The sequence below is a fragment of the Streptomyces sp. NBC_01006 genome (genome assembly GCF_045162725.1).
Lineage (GTDB): Bacteria > Actinomycetota > Actinomycetes > Streptomycetales > Streptomycetaceae > Streptomyces.
On record NZ_CP108701.1, the window covers coordinates 89,607 to 110,814 of the forward strand.

Below are 21,208 nucleotides of genomic sequence, written 5' to 3' on the forward strand. Positions count from 1 at the left end.
CGACTTCCGGACGCCACGAGCTTCACCGAGGGGCGGCCCGATCATGCGCACGCGCGTCCGGCAGTGTGCATATGCCAGTCGAACGATGGACACCCATCCACCAGCTGCCGGGGAACGCCAGGGCCGCGAGGGCCGCCACACTGGCTGCGAGTGCCAGGGCAGCTGGGAGGGACCAGATCACGACCGTTCCGGCGATCGCCGCCCCCGAGGCGAATCCAGTGATCTTCAGGCTGGCGCCGGTGGTGAAGATCTGGCCGCACAGGTGTTCTGGGGCCTCCCGGTGGCGGATGGCGAACAAGGCGGCCAGTTGGGGGCCTTCACCGATGCCCGCCATGAGTACGGCCACGATGAGCACGATGGGTTGACTCGACGTGGCCAAGGCCAGCGCGACAGCCTGGACGAGGGCACTGGCCCAGATGATCGTGTCGGGGGCGACCGAACGCGGGAACCGGGCGAGTACGGCGTTGGCCAGCAGTGCGGAGACCGCCGTACACGAGAGCAGCACCGCGCCGCGGCCGGCTCCGCCCAGGGCGCGCTCGCCGAGGAGCGGGACGCATGCCGTCAGCATGCCCTGAGCGACACAGGAGAGGACCGAGGTGAGGGTCGCTCGGGCCAAGGCCGGTCTTCCGACGATGACCCGCATTCCGGCAGCAAGGTCGCTGGTCACCGAGGTCGTCCGAGCACCCCGCGCTCGGTCGGAACGGGCGGGCAGCATCCACGCGGCGGGCAGTGCCGGGGCGATGAGCATCATGGAGACCACCACGGCTGCCGGCGCCCCCAGCGCCTCCGCCACTGCGCCGGCGAGAGCCGGACCGGCCAGACTCGCCACGCTGAACGTCATGGAGTCGAGCGCGTTCGCCCGGGGCAGATCGTCGCCGTCCACCAGACGGGGCAGTTGGGCCGTCCATCCGCCCGACAGGGCGGGCCCCAGCAGCCCCGTCACCACGGCGATCAGGATGGTGACAGTGAACGGCAACGAACCGAGGCCCACGAGAATGGTCCCCAGCCCCGCCGCATACATGACGAGGGCCCCGGCCAGCAGGCGTCCCGGCCCTGCTGCTCTGTCGAGGAGCGTCCCGAGCACCGGCCCCCCAACCGCTGCGGAGATCGTGATGCCCGCGAGCAGCGACGACGCCTCGATGGTCGATCCGGCCAGGGCGAATCCTGCCAGCATCAGCGCCGGTCCTGACATCTCGTCCCCGGCACGAGCCAGCACTGCTCCGGCGAGATACAGACGGAGTGGGTAACGCTTTCTCATTGCCGAGACGTTACGGAGGTAACTCAAACCTCGGCAAGATGCGTTACATTGCGCCTGTGTCCACCAACACCGACGACTGGTCCACCCGGCACTCTGTGCTGACCACGGCTCAGCGGACCGCAGCCCTGGTCAACGCCCTCGCCGACGACTGCCCCGACCCGGCGGAAGTCGCCGATGTGCTCCGCGCATACGGTGAGCCGGACCCCATCGACCTCACCACCCGCGATGTCGCCGGAATGCGCGCAGCCGCCGCCTTGCTGCGGCAGGTCTTCGCCGCCGAGCACGCCGATGGCGCCGCAGCCGGCCTCAACCGTCTCCTGCAGGAACACACCGGACCGCTGCGCCTGACCTCACACGGTGGCAGCGCCCCCTGGCATCCCCACCTCGACCACGACGACGACGCGCCCTGGGACGAGTGGCTCCTCGCCTCGTCGTGCATGGCACTGACCGTGCTCGTCTGGGACCGCCAGCGCCCGCCCGGCGGGATCTGCGCCTCACCCAGCTGCCGGAACGTCTTCATCACCCAGGGCAGCGGCCCGGAACGCCGCTACTGCTCCCGACGATGCGCAACCCGGGAACGCGTCGCATCCCATCGGCGCTCGCGCTCCGCCGAGCGGTCGAGCGGGTTCGCGTAGGGCGCACGGGCGCGCGCCCAGCCGTCAGTTGTGGGGACAGGCTGCGGGCGTCGGCGCGGCGGGTGGCTGGTGCCTGCACCCCGATCGACCTGCGGGCGATCGACCGGGGACCGGCCGAGGACGGAGCACGGCACGTACACCCCGATGCTCGCCGCTCGGTGAGGTCCGGCCCTCATCCGTGCGGTGGGCAGGACGGGACGGGAGTCGGGGTGTCTCTGGGACGGTGTGGGAAGCGGCCTTCACGGGGGCGGGAAGGCCGGGTGGGGCACGTCACCGGGCCTTCCCGCAGCCCGTTGAGAAGGCCGGGAAGGAGCCGTGGAGGGGGCGGCGGAGGGCGGGAGCACGGTGTTAGTTTTCGGCTCGCCGCCCTCCAGCGGCACGATCCGGCCGCTCGATCCGGCCGCTCGATCCGGCCATGCTCCACAAGGGGGATCCCACTCATGAAGCGCACTCTCGCCGCGTTCGGCGCCGTCGCCGCTCTCACCCTGAGCGCACTCACCACCAGCGTGACCACGGCGTCCGCCGCGATGCCGGTCTGCACGCAGGGCGTCGGCTACGTCGACGCGGCCGGTTACGCCACCGGGGTTCCGGTCAGCGATTCCAGCAGCAACTTCTGCAGCCTGCGCTCGGGCAACACCGGCAACGGCGTCCGCGAACTCCAGAAGACCCTGAACGGGTGCTACTTCGACGGCGTGACCTACCTCGACGAGGACGGCCAGTTCGGCCCCGCCACCACCAAGGCCCTCAAGCGGGCGCAGACGATGGCCGGCGTCACCGCCGACGGGGTCTACGGGCCGAACACCCGGGACGCCCTCAAGTGGTACTGGAGCCAGAACTGGCAGCCGCGCTGCCTGCGCCTGACCCAGGCGCCGGGCCCCATCCGCTAATACCCGGCCGGTACAGGCACCCGAAGGGCTACGGCAGTCTGCCGTAGCCCTTCCGTCCTCATCAGGAGCGGAAGGCACAGGAAGTCATGGCGGACGCAAAAGTCCTCGCTGCTCAGCAGTGGGTCAACAGCACCTACGGAGCGGTTCCCGGCTACGTGAGGTGCCCAGAGAACGGGCTGACCGGCTGGTCGACGATGTACGCGCTGACGATGGGGCTCCAGCACGAGCTCGGCATCGCCCCGGTCAGCGCCTCCTTCGGCCCCACCACACTCGCCAGGCTCGCGGCGCGCGCAGACATCGCCGAGCCCGAGCCGAACGCCAACATCAAGAAGATCGTCGGGCACGCCCTGTTCTGCAAGGGCTATTGGGGCGGCGACGGCAGCGGCGTCTACGGCCCCGGCGTCGGCGAGTCGGTGATGAAGCTCAAGGAGCACGCCGGCATCGACGCCTCCAACGGGTGGGTGCAGCCCAAGGTCTTCAAGGCGCTGCTCTGCATGGACGCGTACGTCACGGTGTCCGGGGGCACCGACCGGGTCCGCACCGTGCAGCGCTGGCTCAACAGCCGCTACTACAGCCGGCCTTCCTTCTTCATCGGGCCCGCGGACGGCGTCTACTCGCGCGACGTGCAGAAATCCCTGATGAAGGGCATCCAGTACGAGCTGGGCATCCCCGACGACCAGGCGACCGGCTCGTTCGGCCCGGGCACCCAGGCGGGCCTCAAGGCGCACACCGTGAAGCCGGGTGACTCCGGCGTCTTCGTGGAGCTCTTCTCCGGGGCCTGCGCACTCAACTCGCCGATCGTCAAGGAGAAGGCCAACGTCGAGGTCGGGTTCCGCAGCACGTTCGACTCCGAGCTCAAGGACTGGGTCGAGGAGTTCCAGCACTTCTCCGAGCTGGAGCAGCGGGACGGCGTGGGAGACTACGCCACCTGGGCGCAGCTGCTGGTCTCGACCGGAGACCCGAACCGCAAGACAGCGGCCTGCGACACCCGCTTCGCGATCACCCGGGCGCGGGCCGACGCCCTCTTCCAGGCGGGGTACCGCGTGGTCGGCCGCTATCTGTTCGACCCGCCCGGCAGCACCCTCGACAAGGAGATCAAGCCGGGCGAGCTGCAGGACGTCTTCGCGGCCGGGCTGAGCGTCTTCCCGATCTACCAGGACAACGCACGGCGGCTCCAGGACTTCACGTACCAGCAGGGCTTCGCGCACGCGCTCAACGCCCACTCGTGTGCGGAGGGCTACGGCTTCAACCGCGACACGGTCATCTACTTCGCGGCGATCCGCGCGCTGCGCTACCCGCTCGGCGCCCGGGACGGGCTCTTCCCGCACGAGCTGGTGGTGGTGAGGGACATCCTGGCCGACCTGGAGGGCGTGGTTCAGTGGGGCGGGGACTCCACGCCCGCCAAGGAGTCCCATTTCGGGATCGCGGTCCGCCCGGGCGACGCCCGGCTGAGGCGGGTCGCGTCGAAGATCCGGGGCTGGGACGCCACCCCGGGCGTGGGTGCGGGCGCCACCGATGCGCTGGCCCCTGGCCGCCTCAAGGCGGCCAAGGCCCTCGCCGCCGACCGGAGCTGACGGCGGGTCTCATTGCGGGAGCCGTGCGCCGCGCGCGGGTACGGATCCGCGCGCGGCGCACGGCGGTGCTAGGGAGTGTCGTCAAAGTAGCGTCGGCCGCCCGAAGGGCGGCGCCGGCGGGGTCTGGTGCGTGCGATCGCAAGGCGGAGGAGGGAATCGACGCGGTGGGGGCACCTCCCAGCGGTAGCTGGGGGACGTCGGTGACCGACGACAACGCGGCGAGCGTGCGTGCCGGACCCCGCCGGCCTGGGGGCACCTCCCAGCGGTAGCCGGGGGAGGGACTTTGACGACACGACCTAGCCCTGCTTGATCGCGGAGATGTCGAACTCCAGGACGACCTTGTCGCCGACCAGGACTCCGCCGCCTTCCAGGGCCGCGTTCCAGGTGATGCCGAAATCCTTGCGGGAGATGGTCAGCGATCCTTCCAAGCCGACCCGCAGGTTGCCGTAGGGGTCGACGGCATTGCCGGTGTACTCGAAGTCGATGGTGACCGGGCGGGTGGTCTCCTTGATGGTCAGGTCGCCGGTGACGCGGTATTCGGAATCCGAGCGAGCCTCGACCGAGGTGGTGCGGAAGGTGATGTCGGGGAAGCTGGGAGCGTCCAGGAAGTCGTTGGTGCGCAGGTGCTGGTCGCGCTGCTCGACGCCGGTGTCGATGCTCTCGGTCTTGATCACCACCTGGCCGGTGGATCGGGCCGGATCGGCGCCGTCCAGGTGGGCGGTGCCCTCGAACTCGTGAAACGCGCCGCGGACCTTGGTCACCATGGCGTGGCGGGCGACGAAGCCGATCCGGGTGTGGGCGGGGTCGAGGACGTAGTCCCCGGTGAGCTCGGGGATTGCGACGGTCATGGTGGGACGCCTCCGAAAGACCGGGATCCTGGCGGTATGCCCGGATCGTTCCGGACCCACATTAGGGCGCGACCGTTGCCCGTCCCGGCCGGACGCACGGGGCGGCGACGGAGTGCACTCCGACCGGCGACCTCGGGCCGTCGGGCAGTGGTGTCGGGGTCAGGAGCCCCAGCGGGAGGCTCGTGCCGCGAGTTCGAGGACGGTTACGGCGCCGGGTTCGCCGCGTTCGCGGAGGAATTCGCCGGGGACGGTGTAGTGGGCGCCGGCCTGCGGGGAGCGGGCGGCCTGCCGGACGACGTCGTCGACCAGGACAGTGGTCATGTCCAGGCGCGGGTAGCGGCCGTGGAGCGCCTCGCCCTGGGCGTCGGTGACGAACTCGGTGCCGAAGCCGATGTCGACGCCGATGCCCCGGCGGGTGAGGTAGGTCAGCACGCCACGGCGCTCGGCGATGCCTTCCGAGGTGTGCAGGGCGATCGCCTCCCACACCGGGTCGGTCTTGTCCGCGCCGTAGCCGTGCTCGGTGAGGAACCGGGCGGCCATGTCGGCGCCTTCGACCTCGAAGCGCGCCTGGCCCGGGGCCGTCGGCGAGGCCCCGAGGTCGTGCAGTACGCAGGCGTGGAAGAGGAGTTCGGCGTCGAAGTCGATGCCGGGCCTCAGCCCTTCGTGTTCGGCCAGCAGTGCGGCGAACACGTAGCTGCGGATGCTGTGGTTCGCGACCGGCTCGCTCTCGCTCGACCGGACGAGCTCGATGGCTGCACGGGCGATCGGTGTGTCCGGGAGCGCCGGCAGGAGGCGGGGTTCAGTGTCCATGAGGCGACCGTAGGCGCGTATCGGGCCCGACCGTCAGTGGCACGCATGCCATGAGGCGATAGAATCGTGCCATGACGGGTCGGACATCGGGCGGGGCACACCACGTGGTCGTGGTGGCCCTCGAAAACGTCCTCGCGCTGGACATCGGGATCCCGATGCAGGCCTTCGGGAGCTGGCGGGACGGCCCGTACACGCTGACGGTCTGCGCGGAGCGGCCCGGCCCCGTCCCGATGCACGGCGGGCCCGCGCTGTCCGTCGCGCACGGTCTGGACGCCCTGGCGTCCGCCGACACCGTGATCGTCCCGGGCTACCTGGAGCCGGACGTGCCCGGCGCCGAGGTGACCGCCGCACTGGCGGGGGCGGCGGCCCGCGGGACCCGCATGGTGTCCATCTGCACCGGTGCGTTCGCCCTCGCCGCCGCCGGCCTGCTCGACGGCCGCCGGGCCACCACGCACTGGGCGTACGCGCAGGTGCTGGCGAGGCGGTACCCCCGGGTGACGGTCGTGCCCGAGGACCTGTACGTCGACGAGGGCCAGGTGCTCACCTCGGGCGGCGTGTCCTCCGGCCTGGACCTGTGCCTCCACCTCATCCGCCGCGACCACGGCCTCCGCCTGGCGAACCAGCAGGCCCGCCTGCTGGTGGCCGCGCCGCACCGTACCGGCGGTCAGAGCCCGTTCATCGACCTGCCGGTGCGACCGGAGCCGTCCGACGGTGCCGCGTTGTACGACTGGGCCCTGCGCAACCTGCACCAGCCGCTCACCGTCGACCAGTTGGCGCGCCGGGCCGGCCTGTCCCGCCGGACCCTGATCCGCCGCTTCCACACCGACACCGGGCTGCCGCCCATGCGGTGGCTGCTCGACGCCCGGCTGGCCCGCGCACGCGAACTCCTCGAATCCGGTGATCTCACCGTCGAGGCCGTCGCACGCCACTGCGGCCTGGGCACCCCGGCCAATTTCCGGGCGTTGTTCAAGACGCACGTCGGGGTGCCGCCCAGTGTCTACCGCGAGACGTTCGTCGGCTGACGGATGCCGGGACGGGACTGTCGGGCATGTCGTTCCTCGCGGCCCGGGTGTTGCTCGGTCCTCACACCGTAGGCAGCAAGTCCTCTCCTGTCGCGCGAGTGATCGCCGCGGCGAGTTCGGGGGCGTGGGTGGCGAAGGGGCCGAGGTCCGTGGCGGCGGGGTAGGCCGGGTGGTTGCGGTGGGCCGACAGGCGGGCCAGGGCGCGGGTTCCGTAGTACGCCGACGGGCCGGCGGGGGCGGGCGGGGGTGGGAGGGGGGCTCCCGCGGCGATCGCCGGCAGGGTTTCCTCGAACAGGGCCTGGCAGGCGCGCACGCCGTGGAGCATGACCTGGAAGTGGCGGGCGTCGGGGGCGATCGGGAAGCGGCGTACGGCCAGGACGCGGCCGGTGTCGATGCCCGCGTCGACCTCGTGGAGGGTGGCGCCGTACTCGCGCTCGCCGTTCAGCAGGGCGAAGAGGACGGCCACGGAGGGCAGTCCGCGGTGGCGGGGCAGCAGGCCGTTGTGGATGTTGAGGATGCGCAGGCCCCTGGAGAGGAGCGGTGCGCGGAATATCCGGCGGTTGTTGAGGGACCAGACGAGGCCGTCGGTGCAGGCGTGCGCGAGGGCCTCGGCGTGGCAGTTGATGTCGGCGGGGGTGGGGAGGTGGAGGTGCGGGGCGCCGCCTGGCGCGTCCTGCGGGTCCTGCGAGCAGACGAGGTCCACGGGGTGGCCTTGCGCTGCGGCGTGTGCGACGGCTCGGCGCAGGAGGGCGCCGTCTCCGACGAAGATCATGCGGGGAGCTCCTCCCGGGCGGCGGTGAGGTGGGCGCAGACCTGTGCGAGCGTCAGGTTCCGCACCAGGCAGTCGAGGCCGGCCATGAAGCGGCGGGCCTGGGCGGGTTCCAGGAGGTCTTCGGAGACGGCGGTGAGCATTTCCACCAGGGCGAGGGAGTCTCCGCCCAGGGTCTGGAAGTCGGATTCCGCGGAGAGGCGGGCGGGGTCCACGGCGAGGATCGCGGACCAGTGGGCGGCCACCCGTGCCTGGAGGGTGGTGGCCGGCTCCGCCGTGTCGTGGGCGGGAGCGGGAGCGGAGGCGAAGGGGTCGGGCAGGGCGTCCAGGTCGGTCTTGCCGGCGACCGTGCTGGGGATGGCGTCCACCGTGATGATGTGGGCCGGGACCATGGCGGCGGGCAGCAGGGCGGTGAGCGCGGAGCGGAGGGTGGCGGGGAGGTCGGGGGCGGGAAGGTCTGGGGCGTGCGGGCTGCCCGGGGCGTTCAGGTCCGCCGGGCCCTGCGGACGGCCCGGGCCTCCCGGCTTCGTCGGGTGGCCCGGGGCCCCGTCCGGGCCGTAGGGGCCGCCGGGGCCCGGGACCACGTACGCGCACAGGACCGGCGTCGTGGTGTGCGGGCGGCGGCGGACGGCCACGACGGCGCGGCTCACCTCGGGCCGGGCTTCGAGCGCGGCGACGATCTCCGCGGGCTCGATGCGGTGCCCGGCGATCTTGAGCTGGCCGTCGATGCGCCCTGCGAACTCGACCGCCCCGCCGGGCAGTCGCCTGCCGAGGTCGCCCGTGCGGTAGGTACGGGTGCCGTCCTCGTGCTCGGCGAACGGGGAGGGGCTGCCGTCCGGCGGGCCGAGGTAGCCGCGGGCCACCTGGGGGCCGCTGACGACGATCTCCCCCGTACGGCCGGTGTCCTGGGGGCCGGTGCCGATGTGGTCGCCGTCCTCGGTGACGAGGTGGATGTGGGCGTAGGGGCCAGGGGTGCCGATGGGGAGGGTGGCGGCGGTCGTGGGCCGCGCGTCGTCCACCACATGGGCGAGGCAGACGACGGTCGTCTCGGTGGGGCCGTAGCCGTTGATGATGCGGCAGTCGGGACCGAAGGCGGTACGGGCGGTGCGTACGGCGGCCGGGGTCAGCGGTTCGCCGCCGAGCAGCAGGGTGCGTACGTCGCCCTGGTCGGGCAGCAGGGCCAGGTGGGAGGGGGTGAGGGCGAGGGTGTCGGCCCGGTGGTCGGTGACGAGCCGGCGCAGGGTGGCGCGCGAGGGCGCGTCGGGCGCGAGGACGACCGTGCCGCCGGCCAGGAGGGGCAGGAAGAGGGGGAAGCAGGAGATGTCGAAGCCGTAGGACGAGGCGAAGCCGAAGCGGGTCCGGGCGTCCACGCGGCAGACCTGCGTCATCCAGCGGACGAAGCCCGTGAGGCCGCGGTGTTCGATCTGCACGCCCTTGGGGCGGCCGGTGGAGCCGGAGGTGTGGATGACGTACGCGAGGTCCTCGGGCGCGGGGGCCGGGGGTACGGGGTGGGGCGGCGGGCCGGTGAGGAGGTCCTCGGCGAGGAGGAGCGGGCAGGGGACGAGCCCGCTGAGGGCTTCGGCGAGGTGGCGCTGGGTCAGGCAGAGCCGGGCGCCGCAGGCGCGGAGGATCTCCGCGGTCCGCGCGGCGGGGTGGGCGGGATCCAGCGGCACGTAGGCGGCACCCGCCTTGAGGATCCCCCACAGGGCGCAGACCCCGGCCGGGGTGCGGTCGACGACCAGGCCGACGAGGTCTTCGCGGCCGATGCCGCGGCGGAGCAGTTCGGCGGCCACGGCATCGGAGCGGCGGTCGAGTTCGGCGTACGTGACCACGCCGTCGGGGCCGTCGAGCGCGGGCGCGGCGGGGGTACGGGCGGCCTGCGCGCGAAAGAACTGCACGACGGTGGCGGGGGGCGGTACGGGCCCGGGTGCGGGTGCCGCGGCCGGCGCGGGCGTCGGCGATGGCGGCGGTGCCGGTGCGGCGGGGGCCGGAGGCGCAGGCTCCCCAGGTGTGCGGGCGGGCTGCGCGGGCGGAGGTACTGACGCGGGTACGGGCACCGCGGACGCGGGCGCCGGTGCCGGTGCGGCGGAAGTCGGCAGGTGGCTCAGGACTTCGTCCAGGAGGCGGGTGCCGCGTTCGGCCAGGCCGGGGCCGCCGCGGACGCCCATCGTGAGCTCCGTGGCGGTGTCCGTCTCGGTGGCGGCCACCGAGACGGGGACCAGGGGGGCGTGGACGGGCAGCGCGTACAGGGTCGTCGCCGTGAAGCCCCCGCCGGAGAACTCGGCCGGGTCCAGGCGCCCCAGGTGGGAGACGACGGCCGAGGCGAGGTGGCGGTCGGCCCGTACGGTGCCTGCCTGGGCGGCCCGCAGCAGGAGGCGAGTGGCCGTCGGCGGCAGTGGGAGGAGGGCCGACTCGAAGCCCTCGGCGAGCTCCTGGTTCTCGGCGAGGGCCCGGAGCAGGGTGACCTGTGCCCTCGGCCACTCCTGTCCGGGGCTCAGGTCCAGGAACACCGGCAGGGTGAGGTTGCCGGTCGAGGCGATACCGGGGCGGTGGCGCCGCAGGTCCACCGGGATCATGACCCGGGTGCCGCCGCCTCGCGGCGCCGCGCTGCCGGAGCGGGCACCGCCGGTGCCGCCGCTGCCCGTCACGGCGCCGGCCGTCAGGGCACCGCCCGTAAGGCCGCCGCCCGTCGCCGCCTTGCCGGAGCGGGCGCTGCCCGTCAGGGCACCGCCCGTCGTGGCGCTGTCCGTCAGGGCCTGGGCCAGTCTGGCCGTGAGGGCCGGGTGGTGGCCCGGGAGGGTGCGGCGGAGCCACAGGGTTTGCTCCGGGCCCGGGGCCTGGCGGCCCAGGGGGGACGGGTGGGCGGGGGCGAGTGCCGGGCGGCGGGCGGTGGCGCCGAGGCGGCGCAGCAGGCCTCGGTCGGTGTCCGGGGCGAGGGCGGGTCGGCCGGGCTCCCCGCGCAGGGCGCGGAAGACCTCCCGTACCCAGATCAGGGCGCCGTGACCGTCCATCAGGGCGTGCGAGGTGCTGAACACGAGGGTGGCCGGGGCGACGGAAGAGGTGCCGGGGATCACCAGGACCTCGCACCCCGGCGGGTCGCCGCGGCGCGAGCGGCCCGTGAGGAGTGCCGCCGTGGCCGGGTCCGACACGTCGATGGCGCCGGCGGCGGGAGCGGCGTACCGGATCGTGGGCAGGGGGCCCTCGGCGGTCCAGAGCGGCCCGCGTCGTACCAGGCGGGAGCCGGGGCAGGTCTCGGCGGCCCGGGCGACCGCCGCCCGCAAGGCCGCCGGTTCGGGGGCGGTGCGCCCTTCGACGACGATGCGCAGGGCCATGGCGCCGCGCGCGTGCCCGGCGGAGAGGTAGAGGTGTTCGGTGGGCGATACCGGCCGTCGGTAGGCGATGCGAGGGGGTGTCATCTTGGGGTGGTTCCTTCGTCGGTGCGCGTGGACGCGTGCGGGTGTGCCCAGGCGTCGATGCCGCCGATGCCGTGGATCCAGCGGAGCAGCCCGCTCACGCCGTCCTCCTGCGCGCGCGGCGGGTCGTAGCCGAGGTCGCGGCGGGCGGCGCCCGTGTCGTACGTGGTGGAGCGGGTGAGGAGGGCCGTCATGTAGCGGCTCAGTGGTGGGCCCGTACCGGCCGACGGGCGCAGGCGCCAAGCCGCCTCGACGGCCCCGGCGAGGATGCGGGTGGCCGCTACGGGGACGCGGGGGTGCGGCGGCGGGCAGTCGAGGAGGGAGCCGACGCGGGTGAGGAAGGCCCACAGGTCGGTCTCCTCGCGGTCGGCCACGAAGTACGCCTTGCCGCCCACGCGTTCGGCGGGGACGGCGCTCGCGCGCAGGCAGGCGTCGACGGCGTTGTCGACGTGGCACAGCGAGACCCGTACCCGTTTGCCGCCGGACAGGTCGGGCAGCCGGCCCGCCCGCATGGAGGCGATCATGCGGGGCAGGAAGCCCGCGTGGTCGCGCGGGCCCCAGATGCCGCGCGGGCGCAGCGCGCAGGTGGTGAAGTCCGGTGTGTTCGCGGCCAGTACGTACTGCTCGGCGGCGGCCTTCGTCGCGCAGTAGTGGTTGAAGAACCGGGTGGGGTACGGGGTGCTCTCGTCGATCCGGAGCCGGTCTCCCTCGCGCAGGTGCATCAGCGCGCTCGGGCTGCTGACGAAGACGAAGCGGGTGGCGCCCGCCGCGCGGGTCGCCGTCAGCAGCCGCTGCGTTCCGGTGACGTTGGCCTCCTCGAACTGGGCGCGGCTGCCGTGGTCGACGACGCGGGCGGCGCTGTGCAGCACGGTGTCGCAGCCGATGGCCGCGCGGGCCAGCGAGGCGGTGTCGGCGAGGTCGCCGGGTACGAGGTCGAGTCCCGGACCGAGGGCGCTCAGGCGGGCGGTGTCGCTGCCCGGCCGGACCAGGGCGCGGACCCGGTGGCCGTCGCGCAGGCAGGCGTCGGCGAGGTGGCCGCCGAGGAAGCCGGTGGCCCCGGTGATCAGGATGTTCACAGGGTTCGCCACCAGGTCGCGCCGTAGAGCATGGTCAGTGCGGCGGTGGCCACACGGCCGTGGCCCGCGGCCCTGCCCCGTGGCAGTGCGAGGGGGATCTGCGCGGCGTGCACCGGGATGCTGAGGAAGGCGTCGGCCCACCAGAGCCAGCGCAGCAGGGGTACGTCGGGGACGTCCCCGACGGCCGCCCAGATCGCGCCTCCGAGGAGGTACGCCCAGCCGGCGAGCGGTACGAGGCGGGCCGCGCGGGTCCGGGAGAAGAGGGGCGGGGGCGGGGCGAGGCGCCGCTCGGCCCATCGGGCCAGCTGCTCGCGGCCGATCTTGGCGTTGTGGCGGATGTCGACGGGGAAGGCGGGGTGGTGCAGGAACTCCTCCAGCCCCTGCGTGGGGGTGTGTTCGGCGGCGAGGGCGCGCAGTTCGGCGGCCAGGTCCTGCCAGGCGGGGCCGCCGGCCGGGACGGCGGTCTCCACGCAGACGACGGGGCGCTGGGCGCCGGCCGGGCCGATGCCGACCAGGGCGCTGCGGCGCACCAGGGGGTGGGCGTTGAAGACGCCCTCGCAGCGCACGGTGTGCAGGTCCCGGCCGGCGGCGCGCACCCGTTGGGAGGTGCGGCCGCAGAACCAGAGCCGGCCGCGGTCGTCGAGGTAGCCGAGGTCGCCGGTGCGGTGCCAGGTGAGTTCGGCGGCGTCGGGCCGGGTTTCGTGCACCTTGTGCAGGGCGTCGGAGTGGGGCGCGCCGTGGTAGCGGGGGCTGACGGACTCGCCCTCGACGAGGATCTCGCCGACGCTGCCGGCTGGCAGGGCGGTCCCCGGGTAGAGGTGGGGGCGCGGGCCGTCGGTGACGGGGATGATGCGGACGCGGGTGCCGGGGACGGGGCGGCCGATGCAGGTGCCGGCTCCGCGGGCGCTGCCGGCGGAGGTCTCGCCGAGGATCTCCTCGGATTCGATCGAGGTGATCGGCAGGACCTCGGTGGCCCCGTACGTGACGTGGACGGACGCCTTCTCGTCGAGGACGGTGCGCAGGGCGGCGACGACGGAGTCGGGGACGGGCGCGCCGCCGGAGACGACGCAGCGCAGGTCGGGCAGGGGGCGGCCCAGGGTGGTGAGGTGGTCGGCGAGGTTCCGCAGCAGGGCGGGCGAGGCGAACATGGTGGTCGCGCCAAATCGTTTCAGCGCGTCCACGAGCAGGGCGGGGTCGGCCTGGGCGACCTTGGCCGGTGCGAGGGGGGCGAGGACGGTGGTGGAGCCGTAGACGAGGTCGAGGATGCCGTAGAAGGGCAGGGTCACCAGTGACGTGTCGTCGCGGGTACGCCCGTGGGCGGCCTCGATCTGGCGGGCGATGGAGAGCGCCATGCGGTGGGTGTACTCGACTCCCTTGGCGGGGCCGGTGCTTCCGGTGGTGAACCCGATCATCAGGAGGTCGTCGCCGCCTACGTCCGCGGCAGGGGTACGCGGGCCTGCGGCGGTCCGCAGCGCGGCGAGGGTGTGGCCGCCCCACAGCCGGTGGCGGCCCAGGGTGACGGGGATGCGTACGCGGCCGAAGGTGCGCCGGCCCAGGACCCGTACGAGGTGGGCGAGCGGTGGCCCGATGAACGCCTCGGCGCCGACGGCGCGGTAGCAGTGGAGCATCCGGCGCACGCCCATGCCCGGGTCGACGACGACGGGGACGGCGCCGAGCCGGAAGAGCGCGAAGGCGAGGGCGAAGAGTTCCGGGCCGGGCGGTGCCATCAGTACGGTCTTGGTCCCGCGGGTGATCCCGGCGCGGGCGAGTCCGTGGGAGATCTCCTCTACCGAGTCCTGCAACTCCCCGTAGGTGACTTCGCGGTAGCGCGGGCCGCCGCCGGGCTCGCGGCCGTCGGGGTGGATGACGGCCGGCTTGTGCGGGAAGGCGGCGGCGTTGCGCTCCAGGCGGTCGGCCAGGCCGGCGGCGGTCGCGGAACGGGGAACGGTGCTCGTGGTCATGGTCATGGCTTCGCCTTCACCAGCCTTCGGGCCGGTAGGTGGCGCAGGCGGCGCTGGGGCCGGCGCCGGCGGCGACCATGAGGAGCCGGTCGCGGTCCTTGGGGCGCGGGGCGGCCAGGGCCTGGAGGTAGCCGAGGATCGGGGCGGCGGTGTGCGGCTCGCCGGCGGTGCTCGGGTCCGCCTCGGCGCGCGGGGCATCCCCGGCGCGCGTGTCCTCACCGACGCTCGGGCCGACCACGAGGGTGCGGTCCAGGTCCAGGCGGTGCTCGCGGGCGTACCGGACGGTGCAGGCGGCGGCGAGTGCGCTGCGCCGCGCCCCGTGTCCCTCCGTACGGCGGACCGTGATCCGGGAGCGGCCGTCGCTGCCCATGGCCGCGGTGTCGAGGTACCCCTCGGTGTCGGTGGGCCCGTCGCCCGCGTACACGGACACGGGGCCGAACCCGGCGTCGGGGTCGGCGCTGCGCTGGAGGAGGAAGGCGCCGGCCAGGTCCGCGTACGGGTAGTCGGGGTCGCGGCGGGCGTCGCCGCCGGGGTGCACGTCGGCGGCGGTGATCAGGACGCGTTCGGTGCTGCCGGTGTCGAGGAGGCTCTGGGCGAGCTGTACGGCGCTCAGGACACCGCAGGCACCGTTCATGAGGTCGAAGGAGAAGCCGGCGGCGGGGGCCGGGTCGGCGATGTAGTCCAGGTTGATGCCGACCTCCTTCTGGACCAGGGCCGCGAGGGCGGGCTCGAAGGTGTTGGACTCCCGGTAGACGCCGACGTTGATGAGGACGCCGACGGACGACGGGGAGACCTGCGCCTGCGACAGGCAGGCGCGGGCGGCACGGCTCGCTAGTTCGACGGCGGAGGCGGGTCCGGTGCCGTGGTGCGTGGCGGTGTGGGCTGCGGCGATGACCATTCCCATGGCTCAGACCCCCATGTTCGTGATCGTGGCCGACAGGGCGCCGGTCACCACGCCGGAGGCGGCGGGGACCATGAGGAACCGGGATCCGGGGCGGGCTGTGCCGGCCCGCATGTGCTCCCGCAGCGTCAGGAAGTGGGAAGTGGTGGCGGTGTTGCCGTACTGCTCGACGACCGCGAGGGAGGTCGGCATGGGCGCCCCGAACTCGGCCTCGGCCGTCTGGTTCACGTAGTCGATGAAACGGGTGCCGACCTGGTGCTGGATGACGTAGTCGAATTCCTCGTCGGCGAACTCCCGGCCCTGCTTGGCCAAGAGGTCCCGATGGAACCGCGGCCACAGTTTGAGCCGGTCGCGGTTGTGCATCTTCTTGTTGTCCGTGTAGAGGGCGATGCCCTGGCTGCGGTCGCTCGGCATGCCCATGCACAGGTGCGAGTACTCCGAGCAGGTCATCAGTTCCACGTAGTGGATCCGGTCGGCCTCGTCGGTGGAGGCGTCCAGGACGACGGCGGCCGCCGAGTCGCCGACGGAGAGCGAGGCGAACTGCGGGTCGTAGGAGTCGGTGACCTCGCGGGCCGCCGTGTCGGCGACCGCGGTGGCCTGCTCACCGCTGACGACCAGGCCGTTGCGTACCGCGCCGGAGCGGATCAGGCGGTCGAGCAGGTACACGCCGGTCATCATGCCGGCGCAGGCGTTGGACACGTCGAACTGGACGGCCGGTCGTGCGCCCAGCTCGCGGGCGAGCAGCGAGGCGAAGGACGGTTCGAAGGTGAAGCGGCCGCCGTCCGTGAACCGGGTGATCGAGGCCGATATGACGACGTCGAGGTCGGCGGCCTCGTAGCGGGAGGCGTCCAGGCAGTCCCGGGCGGCGGACAGGGCCATCGAGAAGGAGTTCTCGGCGGCTGCCGGATCGGGGTCGTACACCCGGCGCTCGGCGACTCCGGTGATCCGCTGGAGGTCCGCGTCACGGACGGCGGCTATCCCCTCGGTCAGCTCCCGGGTGGTCATCACGGTCTCGGGGAGGTGGGCCCCCAGGGCCTCCAAGCGGCTGTGGCGATTCAGTGTGCTGGTGTTGGTGTTGGTGCTCATACTTCGCGTTCTCCATGGGACATCCCCGTTACAGACAGCGAAGTTACCGTAGCGTAGGGATCGGCGCACACGTCCCGCAAAAGGCCTTGAAGGGTGCAGACAGGACGATTACCAGCCAGGCATCCCATGGACCGCATGTCACCGACACCCCGCCGTGGCCCCTCCCGGCACTGCGATCGTCGGCCGGAACATCACGCAGGGTGCACAAAACCTGTCCGGAACCGCTCGGTCCGCCTTTGGGTGTGTCAGGAGTTCACAGCCGCCCGCCTGGACCCGTCGCACTGAACAGCGGCGCGGACGCATTCATTTGAATCCTAAACGACATTTTTCGCATATTTTTGCAACCTTGGCGGTCGAGAACGCATCCCAAAAGGAGTACCCACCCGTTCTGCCCGGCCGAGGGCAGCCGCACTGTTCGGAGCGAAGTTCGTGCACGAGTACCCGCAGCCGCAGCAGCCCAGGCGATCCCGTAAGAAGGTGTGGATCGGCTCCGCAGTGGCCGTGGCCCTGCTCGCCGGCGCCGGCGCCGGGTTGGTCTACTGGAAGACGGACTGGTTCGACGGGAACGGGGAAGCCGTCAGCTACGCGAAGCCCCCCGCCGGAGCGGACAACGGCAAGGACGCGGGGGCCGGCGGCGGGAAGCAGGCCTCGGCGCCGAGCGCGGACCCGGACGTGTCCCTGCCCGCCGGTCCGTTCACCGACTTCAAGCAGACGGTCAAGCTGGACGACGGCACCCGCATATCCAAGGCCCGGGTGAAGGGCGCCAAGTCCGGTTTCGAGGGCAGCGTCTGGGTATGGACGCCCAAGGAGTACGACCGCCCGGAGTACGCGAAGAGCGCCTTCCCGGTCATGATCGCGCTACCCGGGGGCAACGGGAACGCCGACAACTACTGGGCGACCATGCCGAAGCTGGGCCTCCACGCGGCCATCTCCGAGGGCGCCGCGGCCGGCAAGAGCCTCCCCTTCATCGTGGTCATGCCGATCCTCAACCCGGACGCCAAGTACTACTACGACGGCTCCGACATCCCCGGCCAGGCCAAGATGGGCACCTGGATCGGCGAGGACGTACCCGATCTCGCGAAGGCCAACTTCCGGACCTACAAATCCCGCGACGGCTGGGCCTTCATGGGCAACTCCTCCGGCGCCTTCGTCGGCCTCAAGCAGCTCCTGCAGAAGCCGGACCGCTTCCGGGCCGTCATCGCCAACGGCGGCGAGATCGTCCCGGACTCCCCGCTCTGGAAGGGCCACCAGGCGGAGATGGACGCGAACAACCCCGAGAAGCTCGCCCCGAAGCTGATCAACAACAAGGGCCCCGAGGTGGACGTCCTCTTCCAGTACGGCACCAAGGAGGGCGGCCGCGACCGGATGGAGAAGTTCCAGCAGCAGTTCGGCAAGGGCCCGATCAAGGTCTCGATCCACGAGATCCAGGGCGGCGACCACAACGGCTGGGACTACGTCCGGGGCATGAAGGAAGGCCAGCTGGAGCAGCTCAGCAAGCTGATGAAGGGCCCGAAGCCGCAATAGCGGAACGACACGGCCTGCGCGCCGGGAAGAGCGGCCGCAAAACCGTGTAAGAAGGAATTCGTGACGCGGCGACAGCGGTTTACGGGCGAGCGTCACCGCTGGTGGGTCCTGGCCGTGATGACCTGCGCCTCGTCGATGATCGCCATCGATGCCCTGGTGGTATTGGTCGCCCTTCCCACCATCCAGCGGAGTCTGGGCGCTTCGACCACCGGAGTGCAGTGGATCATCAATGCGTATCTGCTCAGTTTCGCCTGTATGAGCCCGCTCGGCGGACGCATCGGCGACGTCTTCGGGTACGAACGCGCCTTCCGCTTCGGAACCCTCCTGTTCGTCGTGGCCTCGGCCGCGGCGGGGCTGGCCCAGTCCGAGGTCTGGCTCATCGCCGCGCGCGCGGCCCAGGGAGCCGGTGCGGCGATCCTCCGGCCCGCCTCCCAGGTACTCATCATCGAGGAATTCGGACGCCGGGAGCGGGGCCGGGCGATGGGCATCTCGTCCAGCGTCTCCACCGTGCTGTACGGCACGGCTCCGCTGATCGGAGGCCTGCTGACGACGGCGTTCTCCTGGCGCGCGATCTTCTTCGTCAACCCGCCCCTGGGCATCGCCGCACTGGTCCTTGCGCATCTTCTGCTCACGAACAAACCACCACGGCGCGAACGCGTCGACTGGTCGAGCGCGCCCCTGTTGATCGGCGGTCTGGTGTGCGTGGTCCTCCCCCTCATGCAGGCGCGCTCCTGGGGGTGGTCCTCGGCTGCCGTCATCTCGTTGCTCGCCACCGGAGCCGTACTGATGACGCTCCTGGTGGTGCGCGAGCGGCGGCAATCGGATCCGCTCATGCCCTTCGGGTTGTTCGCGAACAGGGAATTCACGGTGGGGGCGGCGGTCATCTCGACGGTGCGTTTCGCGTTCGTGGGATTCGCGGTGTTCGGAGTCATCTGGCTTCAGGACGTCGTGGGAATGTCTCCCTTCGAGGCGGGTCTCGCCGTACTGCCGCTCACTCTCCCCACGGTGGTGTTCGCGCCGCTCGGTGGAAGGCTCTACGACCGTCTGGGGCCGCGCGTTCCGCTGGGAATCGGCATGGTGCTGTGCGTGGGGGCCCTGTTCTGTTCGGCGGTGGAGCTGCACCGGCAGAACTACGGCTGGCTGGTGCCCTTCTACTGCGTGATGGGCATCGGCATGGGGCTCTGCGTCAGCCCGGCCTGGGTCACCGCGCTGAACGCCACCTCCCGGGGGATGCGCGGTGGCGCGGCGGGGCTGTTGCAGACCGCCCGGGAGATCAGCGCGGCGCTGGGTCTGGCGGTCATGGGGGCGATCGTGGCGCATCGTGAGGGCGCGCACCTGAGCCGGATCCTCGTACGGGACGGCCGTATCCCGTCGGACCGCTTCGACGAGGTCGAGCGATCCATCGGGAAGGCGGTGGCGGCGACACAGCGGGGGGCGCCCCTGCCCGCCGGGATCCCCGCCGACCTGATCCCGGGTCTCAAGGCCTCGGTCACCACCGCCGTGTCGGCCGCGTTCTACGTGGGCGCGGCCGTGATGCTCGCGGCGGCCGCGGCGGTCGCCTTTCTCCCCGGGGAGGCGGAATTCGCCGAGTCGGGCCGCGGCCGGGACGATCGGGCGTAGACGGCAGGGTCCTGTCGTTCGCGGGGTACGAGGGGTCGTCCCGGCTCAGCTCCGTCGGGCGGTGGGGTCCGGGACGGCCGCCCTGCGGGCGTGCAGCACGTGCGCGTCCAGGGGCAGCGGGCTGTGGCCGACGAGCTGGAGGCCGGCGTCGGCGAGCAGGCGTGCGTAGTGGTCGGCGCGGCGTTCGCGGCCTCCGACGTTGCACAGCATGTGCAGGTCCCAGGCGGTGGCCAGCGAGGGGGAACCGTCGGCGGGCAGGAGCCGTTCCACGACGAGCAGGTCCGCGTGGGCGGGCATGGCGCGGGCGCAGTGGCGCAGGATCTCCCGGCAGCGGTCGTCGTCCCAGTCGTGCAGGACCCGGGAGAGTACGTAGACGTCGCCGCCGGGCGGTACGTCGGCGAAGTCGCCGGCGCGGTAGTCGCAGCGCGCGCCGCAGCCCGCGGCGTCGAGCAGGCGGCGGGCGGCTTCGACGGCGTGCGGGCGTTCGAGGAGGACGCCGCGCAGGCGCGGGTGCGCGGTGAGGACGCGGCCGAGGAGCTCCCCGTTCCCGCCGGCGACGTCGACGACGGTCGCGGGCGCGGACGTGGACTTGCGGGCGGCGGCGGTGATGACCGGGTGGTCCGGGAGCGGCTCGAACATCCGTGAGCTCGCGGCCATGGACCGGTCGAAGAGGGCGGCGAGCTCGGGGTCGCGGGCGAAGTGGTCGAAGTGGTTCTCGCCGAAGAGGTGGTCGAAGGCCGGCTGTCCGGTCCGCACGGCGTGGTCGAGTTCGCCGAAGGAGCGGTAGAACGGGCCGCCGTACATCAGGGCCAGCGGTCGCATCGACCCGGGCGCCTCCGAGCGCAGCAGGGCGCCGAGTTCGGTCAGGCGGAAGCCGTCCTCCTCGTGGTCCTGGGCGACCGCGCCGAGCATGGCCAGGTAGCGCAGGAGCGTGGCGAGGCTCCGGGGGCGGGTGCCGGTCAGCCGGGCGAGGTCCTCGGTGCGGTGCGCGGTGCGGGTGTCCATGGCGTCGGGCAGGCGCAGCCGGGCGAAGGCGGCGAGTGCCTGTGTGGTCCAGGCGCCGGTGAGGAGGCGAAGGAGCGTTTCGGCGGACTGCCGTGGGGTGCCGTGGGGGTGGTGGTGCTCGTCGGGGTGGTCCAGGTGGGCGGCGAGGGCGGCGCGGTGGTCGCCGCGTACGTAGAGTTCCAGCCGCCGGTAGCCGCAGGCCGGATCGGCGGGGGTGGTGAAGTACAGGACCGTGCCGTCCTCGTGCGGGTTGTAGCCGCCGCCGTCGGGGCGGGCGCCGTGGCGGACGAGGATCGCGCACAGGCCGCGCAGCGCGAGCGGGTCCGAGTGCTCGATCTCGAAGGCGAGGTGCGCCTCGTGCCGGCGGGTGCGTTCGTACGCGGCGATCCGCTCCAGACCGGAGTGCGGGGGCACGGTCAGGGCGAACACCTCGACCGCGCGGCGCTCTCCGGCGCCGCCGTCCACGTGCGGGCGCAGGATGCGGACGTCGAGCTCGGCCGGATCGCGCCGGTGGCGGCGGGCAAGTCGTTCGCGGACCACCACGCTGGGGTGGGAGGGGGTGTCCACGGCCAGCCCGCATGCGGCGAGCTGGGCCCGCAGGCCGTCCGCGTCCGGCGGGAAGAGCAGCAGCCCCGCGTGGGCGAACCGGCAGTGCCCGGCCAGCGCCCGCAGGTCCGGTCCGTCGAGGCCGGGCAGGAGGAGGGGCAACAGGGCGGCGCTGTCGTGCTCGCGGACGAACTCGGCTGCCGCGCGCAGGCGGGCCGTGTCGTCCAGGAGCAGCATCGTTTCGTCGGGGAGCGTCGTCGTCATCGTGGGGGT

Annotated in this window: 16 protein-coding genes; 6 read left to right on the forward strand and 10 right to left on the reverse strand. The window is 72.6% G+C overall.

The genetic code is table 11. The features are described 5' to 3' along the window. Positions 1-22: 22 nt before the first annotated feature. On the reverse strand, positions 23-1,258 hold the full coding sequence (locus OG509_RS40280; protein ID WP_331741771.1) for an MFS transporter: 1,236 nt from the start codon (positions 1,256-1,258) through the stop codon (positions 23-25). A gap of 38 nt (positions 1,259-1,296) precedes the next feature. On the opposite strand from OG509_RS40280, the gene OG509_RS40285 reads away from it, so the two are divergent. The 3 genes from OG509_RS40285 to OG509_RS40295 all read left to right on the forward strand — a co-directional run bounded on the left by OG509_RS40285 (position 1,297) and on the right by OG509_RS40295 (position 4,354). After that, positions 1,297-1,893 (forward strand): CGNR zinc finger domain-containing protein, encoded by a 597-nt coding sequence (locus OG509_RS40285; protein ID WP_331741774.1) that lies wholly within the window; start codon positions 1,297-1,299, stop codon positions 1,891-1,893. A gap of 440 nt (positions 1,894-2,333) precedes the next feature. Further along, positions 2,334-2,780, forward strand: a complete 447-nt coding sequence (locus tag OG509_RS40290) for a peptidoglycan-binding domain-containing protein (RefSeq protein ID WP_331741777.1) — start codon at positions 2,334-2,336, stop codon at positions 2,778-2,780. A gap of 86 nt (positions 2,781-2,866) precedes the next feature. Continuing rightward, a complete protein-coding gene (locus tag OG509_RS40295; protein ID WP_331741780.1) occupies positions 2,867-4,354 on the forward strand; it encodes a glycoside hydrolase domain-containing protein in 1,488 nt (495 codons plus the stop codon). 296 nt (positions 4,355-4,650) lie between these two features. Here the strand turns inward: OG509_RS40295 and OG509_RS40300 are convergent, their stop codons facing one another. Next, entirely contained in the window at positions 4,651-5,202 is a 552-nt protein-coding gene (locus tag OG509_RS40300) for a YceI family protein (protein ID WP_331741783.1), read from the reverse strand. Positions 5,203-5,361: 159 nt separating this feature from the next. Beyond that, positions 5,362-6,012, reverse strand: coding sequence for an HD domain-containing protein (locus tag OG509_RS40305; protein ID WP_331741786.1), 651 nt, complete (start codon positions 6,010-6,012; stop codon positions 5,362-5,364). Between the two features lie 71 nt (positions 6,013-6,083). Here OG509_RS40305 and OG509_RS40310 point away from each other — a divergent pair, with 71 nt between their 5' ends. Beyond that, a complete protein-coding gene (locus OG509_RS40310) occupies positions 6,084-7,034 on the forward strand; it encodes a helix-turn-helix domain-containing protein (RefSeq protein ID WP_331741789.1) in 951 nt (316 codons plus the stop codon). Between the two features lie 61 nt (positions 7,035-7,095). Here OG509_RS40310 and OG509_RS40315 read toward each other — a convergent pair whose 3' ends face one another. From OG509_RS40315 to OG509_RS40340, 6 genes are read right to left on the reverse strand one after another with little or no spacing between them, the layout of a single operon-like run. Continuing rightward, complete coding sequence (locus tag OG509_RS40315) at positions 7,096-7,806, reverse strand: formyltransferase family protein (protein ID WP_331741792.1); 711 nt, start codon at positions 7,804-7,806, stop codon at positions 7,096-7,098. Further along, entirely contained in the window at positions 7,803-11,219 is a 3,417-nt protein-coding gene (locus tag OG509_RS40320) for a non-ribosomal peptide synthetase (protein WP_331741795.1), read from the reverse strand. The genes OG509_RS40315 and OG509_RS40320 overlap by 4 nt, the downstream gene beginning before the upstream one ends. After that, positions 11,216-12,304: an NAD-dependent epimerase/dehydratase family protein gene (locus tag OG509_RS40325; RefSeq protein WP_406187885.1), complete on the reverse strand. Its 1,089-nt coding sequence runs from the start codon at positions 12,302-12,304 to the stop codon at positions 11,216-11,218. Before OG509_RS40325 ends, OG509_RS40320 begins: the two co-directional genes overlap by 4 nt. Then, the gene (locus tag OG509_RS40330) at positions 12,289-14,259 is read right to left on the reverse strand and encodes a fatty acid CoA ligase family protein (protein ID WP_331741801.1); all 1,971 of its coding nucleotides are present in this window, start codon (positions 14,257-14,259) and stop codon (positions 12,289-12,291) included. Before OG509_RS40330 ends, OG509_RS40325 begins: the two co-directional genes overlap by 16 nt. A gap of 10 nt (positions 14,260-14,269) precedes the next feature. Next, positions 14,270-15,157, reverse strand: a complete 888-nt coding sequence (locus OG509_RS40335; protein ID WP_331741805.1) for a hypothetical protein — start codon at positions 15,155-15,157, stop codon at positions 14,270-14,272. Between the two features lie 3 nt (positions 15,158-15,160). Then, the gene (locus OG509_RS40340) at positions 15,161-16,240 is read right to left on the reverse strand and encodes a 3-oxoacyl-[acyl-carrier-protein] synthase III C-terminal domain-containing protein (protein ID WP_331741808.1); all 1,080 of its coding nucleotides are present in this window, start codon (positions 16,238-16,240) and stop codon (positions 15,161-15,163) included. Positions 16,241-16,669: 429 nt separating this feature from the next. On the opposite strand from OG509_RS40340, the gene OG509_RS40345 reads away from it, so the two are divergent. Continuing rightward, a complete protein-coding gene (locus OG509_RS40345) occupies positions 16,670-17,764 on the forward strand; it encodes an alpha/beta hydrolase-fold protein (protein ID WP_331741811.1) in 1,095 nt (364 codons plus the stop codon). A gap of 60 nt (positions 17,765-17,824) precedes the next feature. Continuing rightward, positions 17,825-19,384, forward strand: a complete 1,560-nt coding sequence (locus tag OG509_RS40350; RefSeq protein ID WP_406187886.1) for an MFS transporter — start codon at positions 17,825-17,827, stop codon at positions 19,382-19,384. Positions 19,385-19,429: 45 nt separating this feature from the next. Here OG509_RS40350 and OG509_RS40355 read toward each other — a convergent pair whose 3' ends face one another. Continuing rightward, positions 19,430-21,199, reverse strand: a complete 1,770-nt coding sequence (locus OG509_RS40355; protein ID WP_331741814.1) for a methyltransferase — start codon at positions 21,197-21,199, stop codon at positions 19,430-19,432. Positions 21,200-21,208: the final 9 nt, after the last annotated feature.

Excerpts from the sequence above, each read along its gene's own strand:
- OG509_RS40285 (WP_331741774.1), top strand. The coding sequence starts at position 1,297 with ATGCGTTACATTGCGCCTGTGTCCACCAACACCGACGACTGGTCCACC.
- OG509_RS40320 (WP_331741795.1), bottom strand. The coding sequence starts at position 11,219 with ATGACACCCCCTCGCATCGCCTACCGACGGCCGGTATCGCCCACCGAA.
- OG509_RS40315 (WP_331741792.1), bottom strand. The coding sequence starts at position 7,806 with ATGATCTTCGTCGGAGACGGCGCCCTCCTGCGCCGAGCCGTCGCACAC.
- OG509_RS40330 (WP_331741801.1), bottom strand. The coding sequence starts at position 14,259 with ATGACCATGACCACGAGCACCGTTCCCCGTTCCGCGACCGCCGCCGGC.
- OG509_RS40300 (WP_331741783.1), bottom strand. The coding sequence starts at position 5,202 with ATGACCGTCGCAATCCCCGAGCTCACCGGGGACTACGTCCTCGACCCC.
- OG509_RS40335 (WP_331741805.1), bottom strand. The coding sequence starts at position 15,157 with ATGGGAATGGTCATCGCCGCAGCCCACACCGCCACGCACCACGGCACC.
- OG509_RS40310 (WP_331741789.1), top strand. The coding sequence starts at position 6,084 with ATGACGGGTCGGACATCGGGCGGGGCACACCACGTGGTCGTGGTGGCC.
- OG509_RS40280 (WP_331741771.1), bottom strand. The coding sequence starts at position 1,258 with ATGAGAAAGCGTTACCCACTCCGTCTGTATCTCGCCGGAGCAGTGCTG.
- OG509_RS40290 (WP_331741777.1), top strand. The coding sequence starts at position 2,334 with ATGAAGCGCACTCTCGCCGCGTTCGGCGCCGTCGCCGCTCTCACCCTG.
- OG509_RS40340 (WP_331741808.1), bottom strand. The coding sequence starts at position 16,240 with ATGAGCACCAACACCAACACCAGCACACTGAATCGCCACAGCCGCTTG.
- OG509_RS40355 (WP_331741814.1), bottom strand. The coding sequence starts at position 21,199 with ATGACGACGACGCTCCCCGACGAAACGATGCTGCTCCTGGACGACACG.
- OG509_RS40305 (WP_331741786.1), bottom strand. The coding sequence starts at position 6,012 with ATGGACACTGAACCCCGCCTCCTGCCGGCGCTCCCGGACACACCGATC.
- OG509_RS40295 (WP_331741780.1), top strand. The coding sequence starts at position 2,867 with ATGGCGGACGCAAAAGTCCTCGCTGCTCAGCAGTGGGTCAACAGCACC.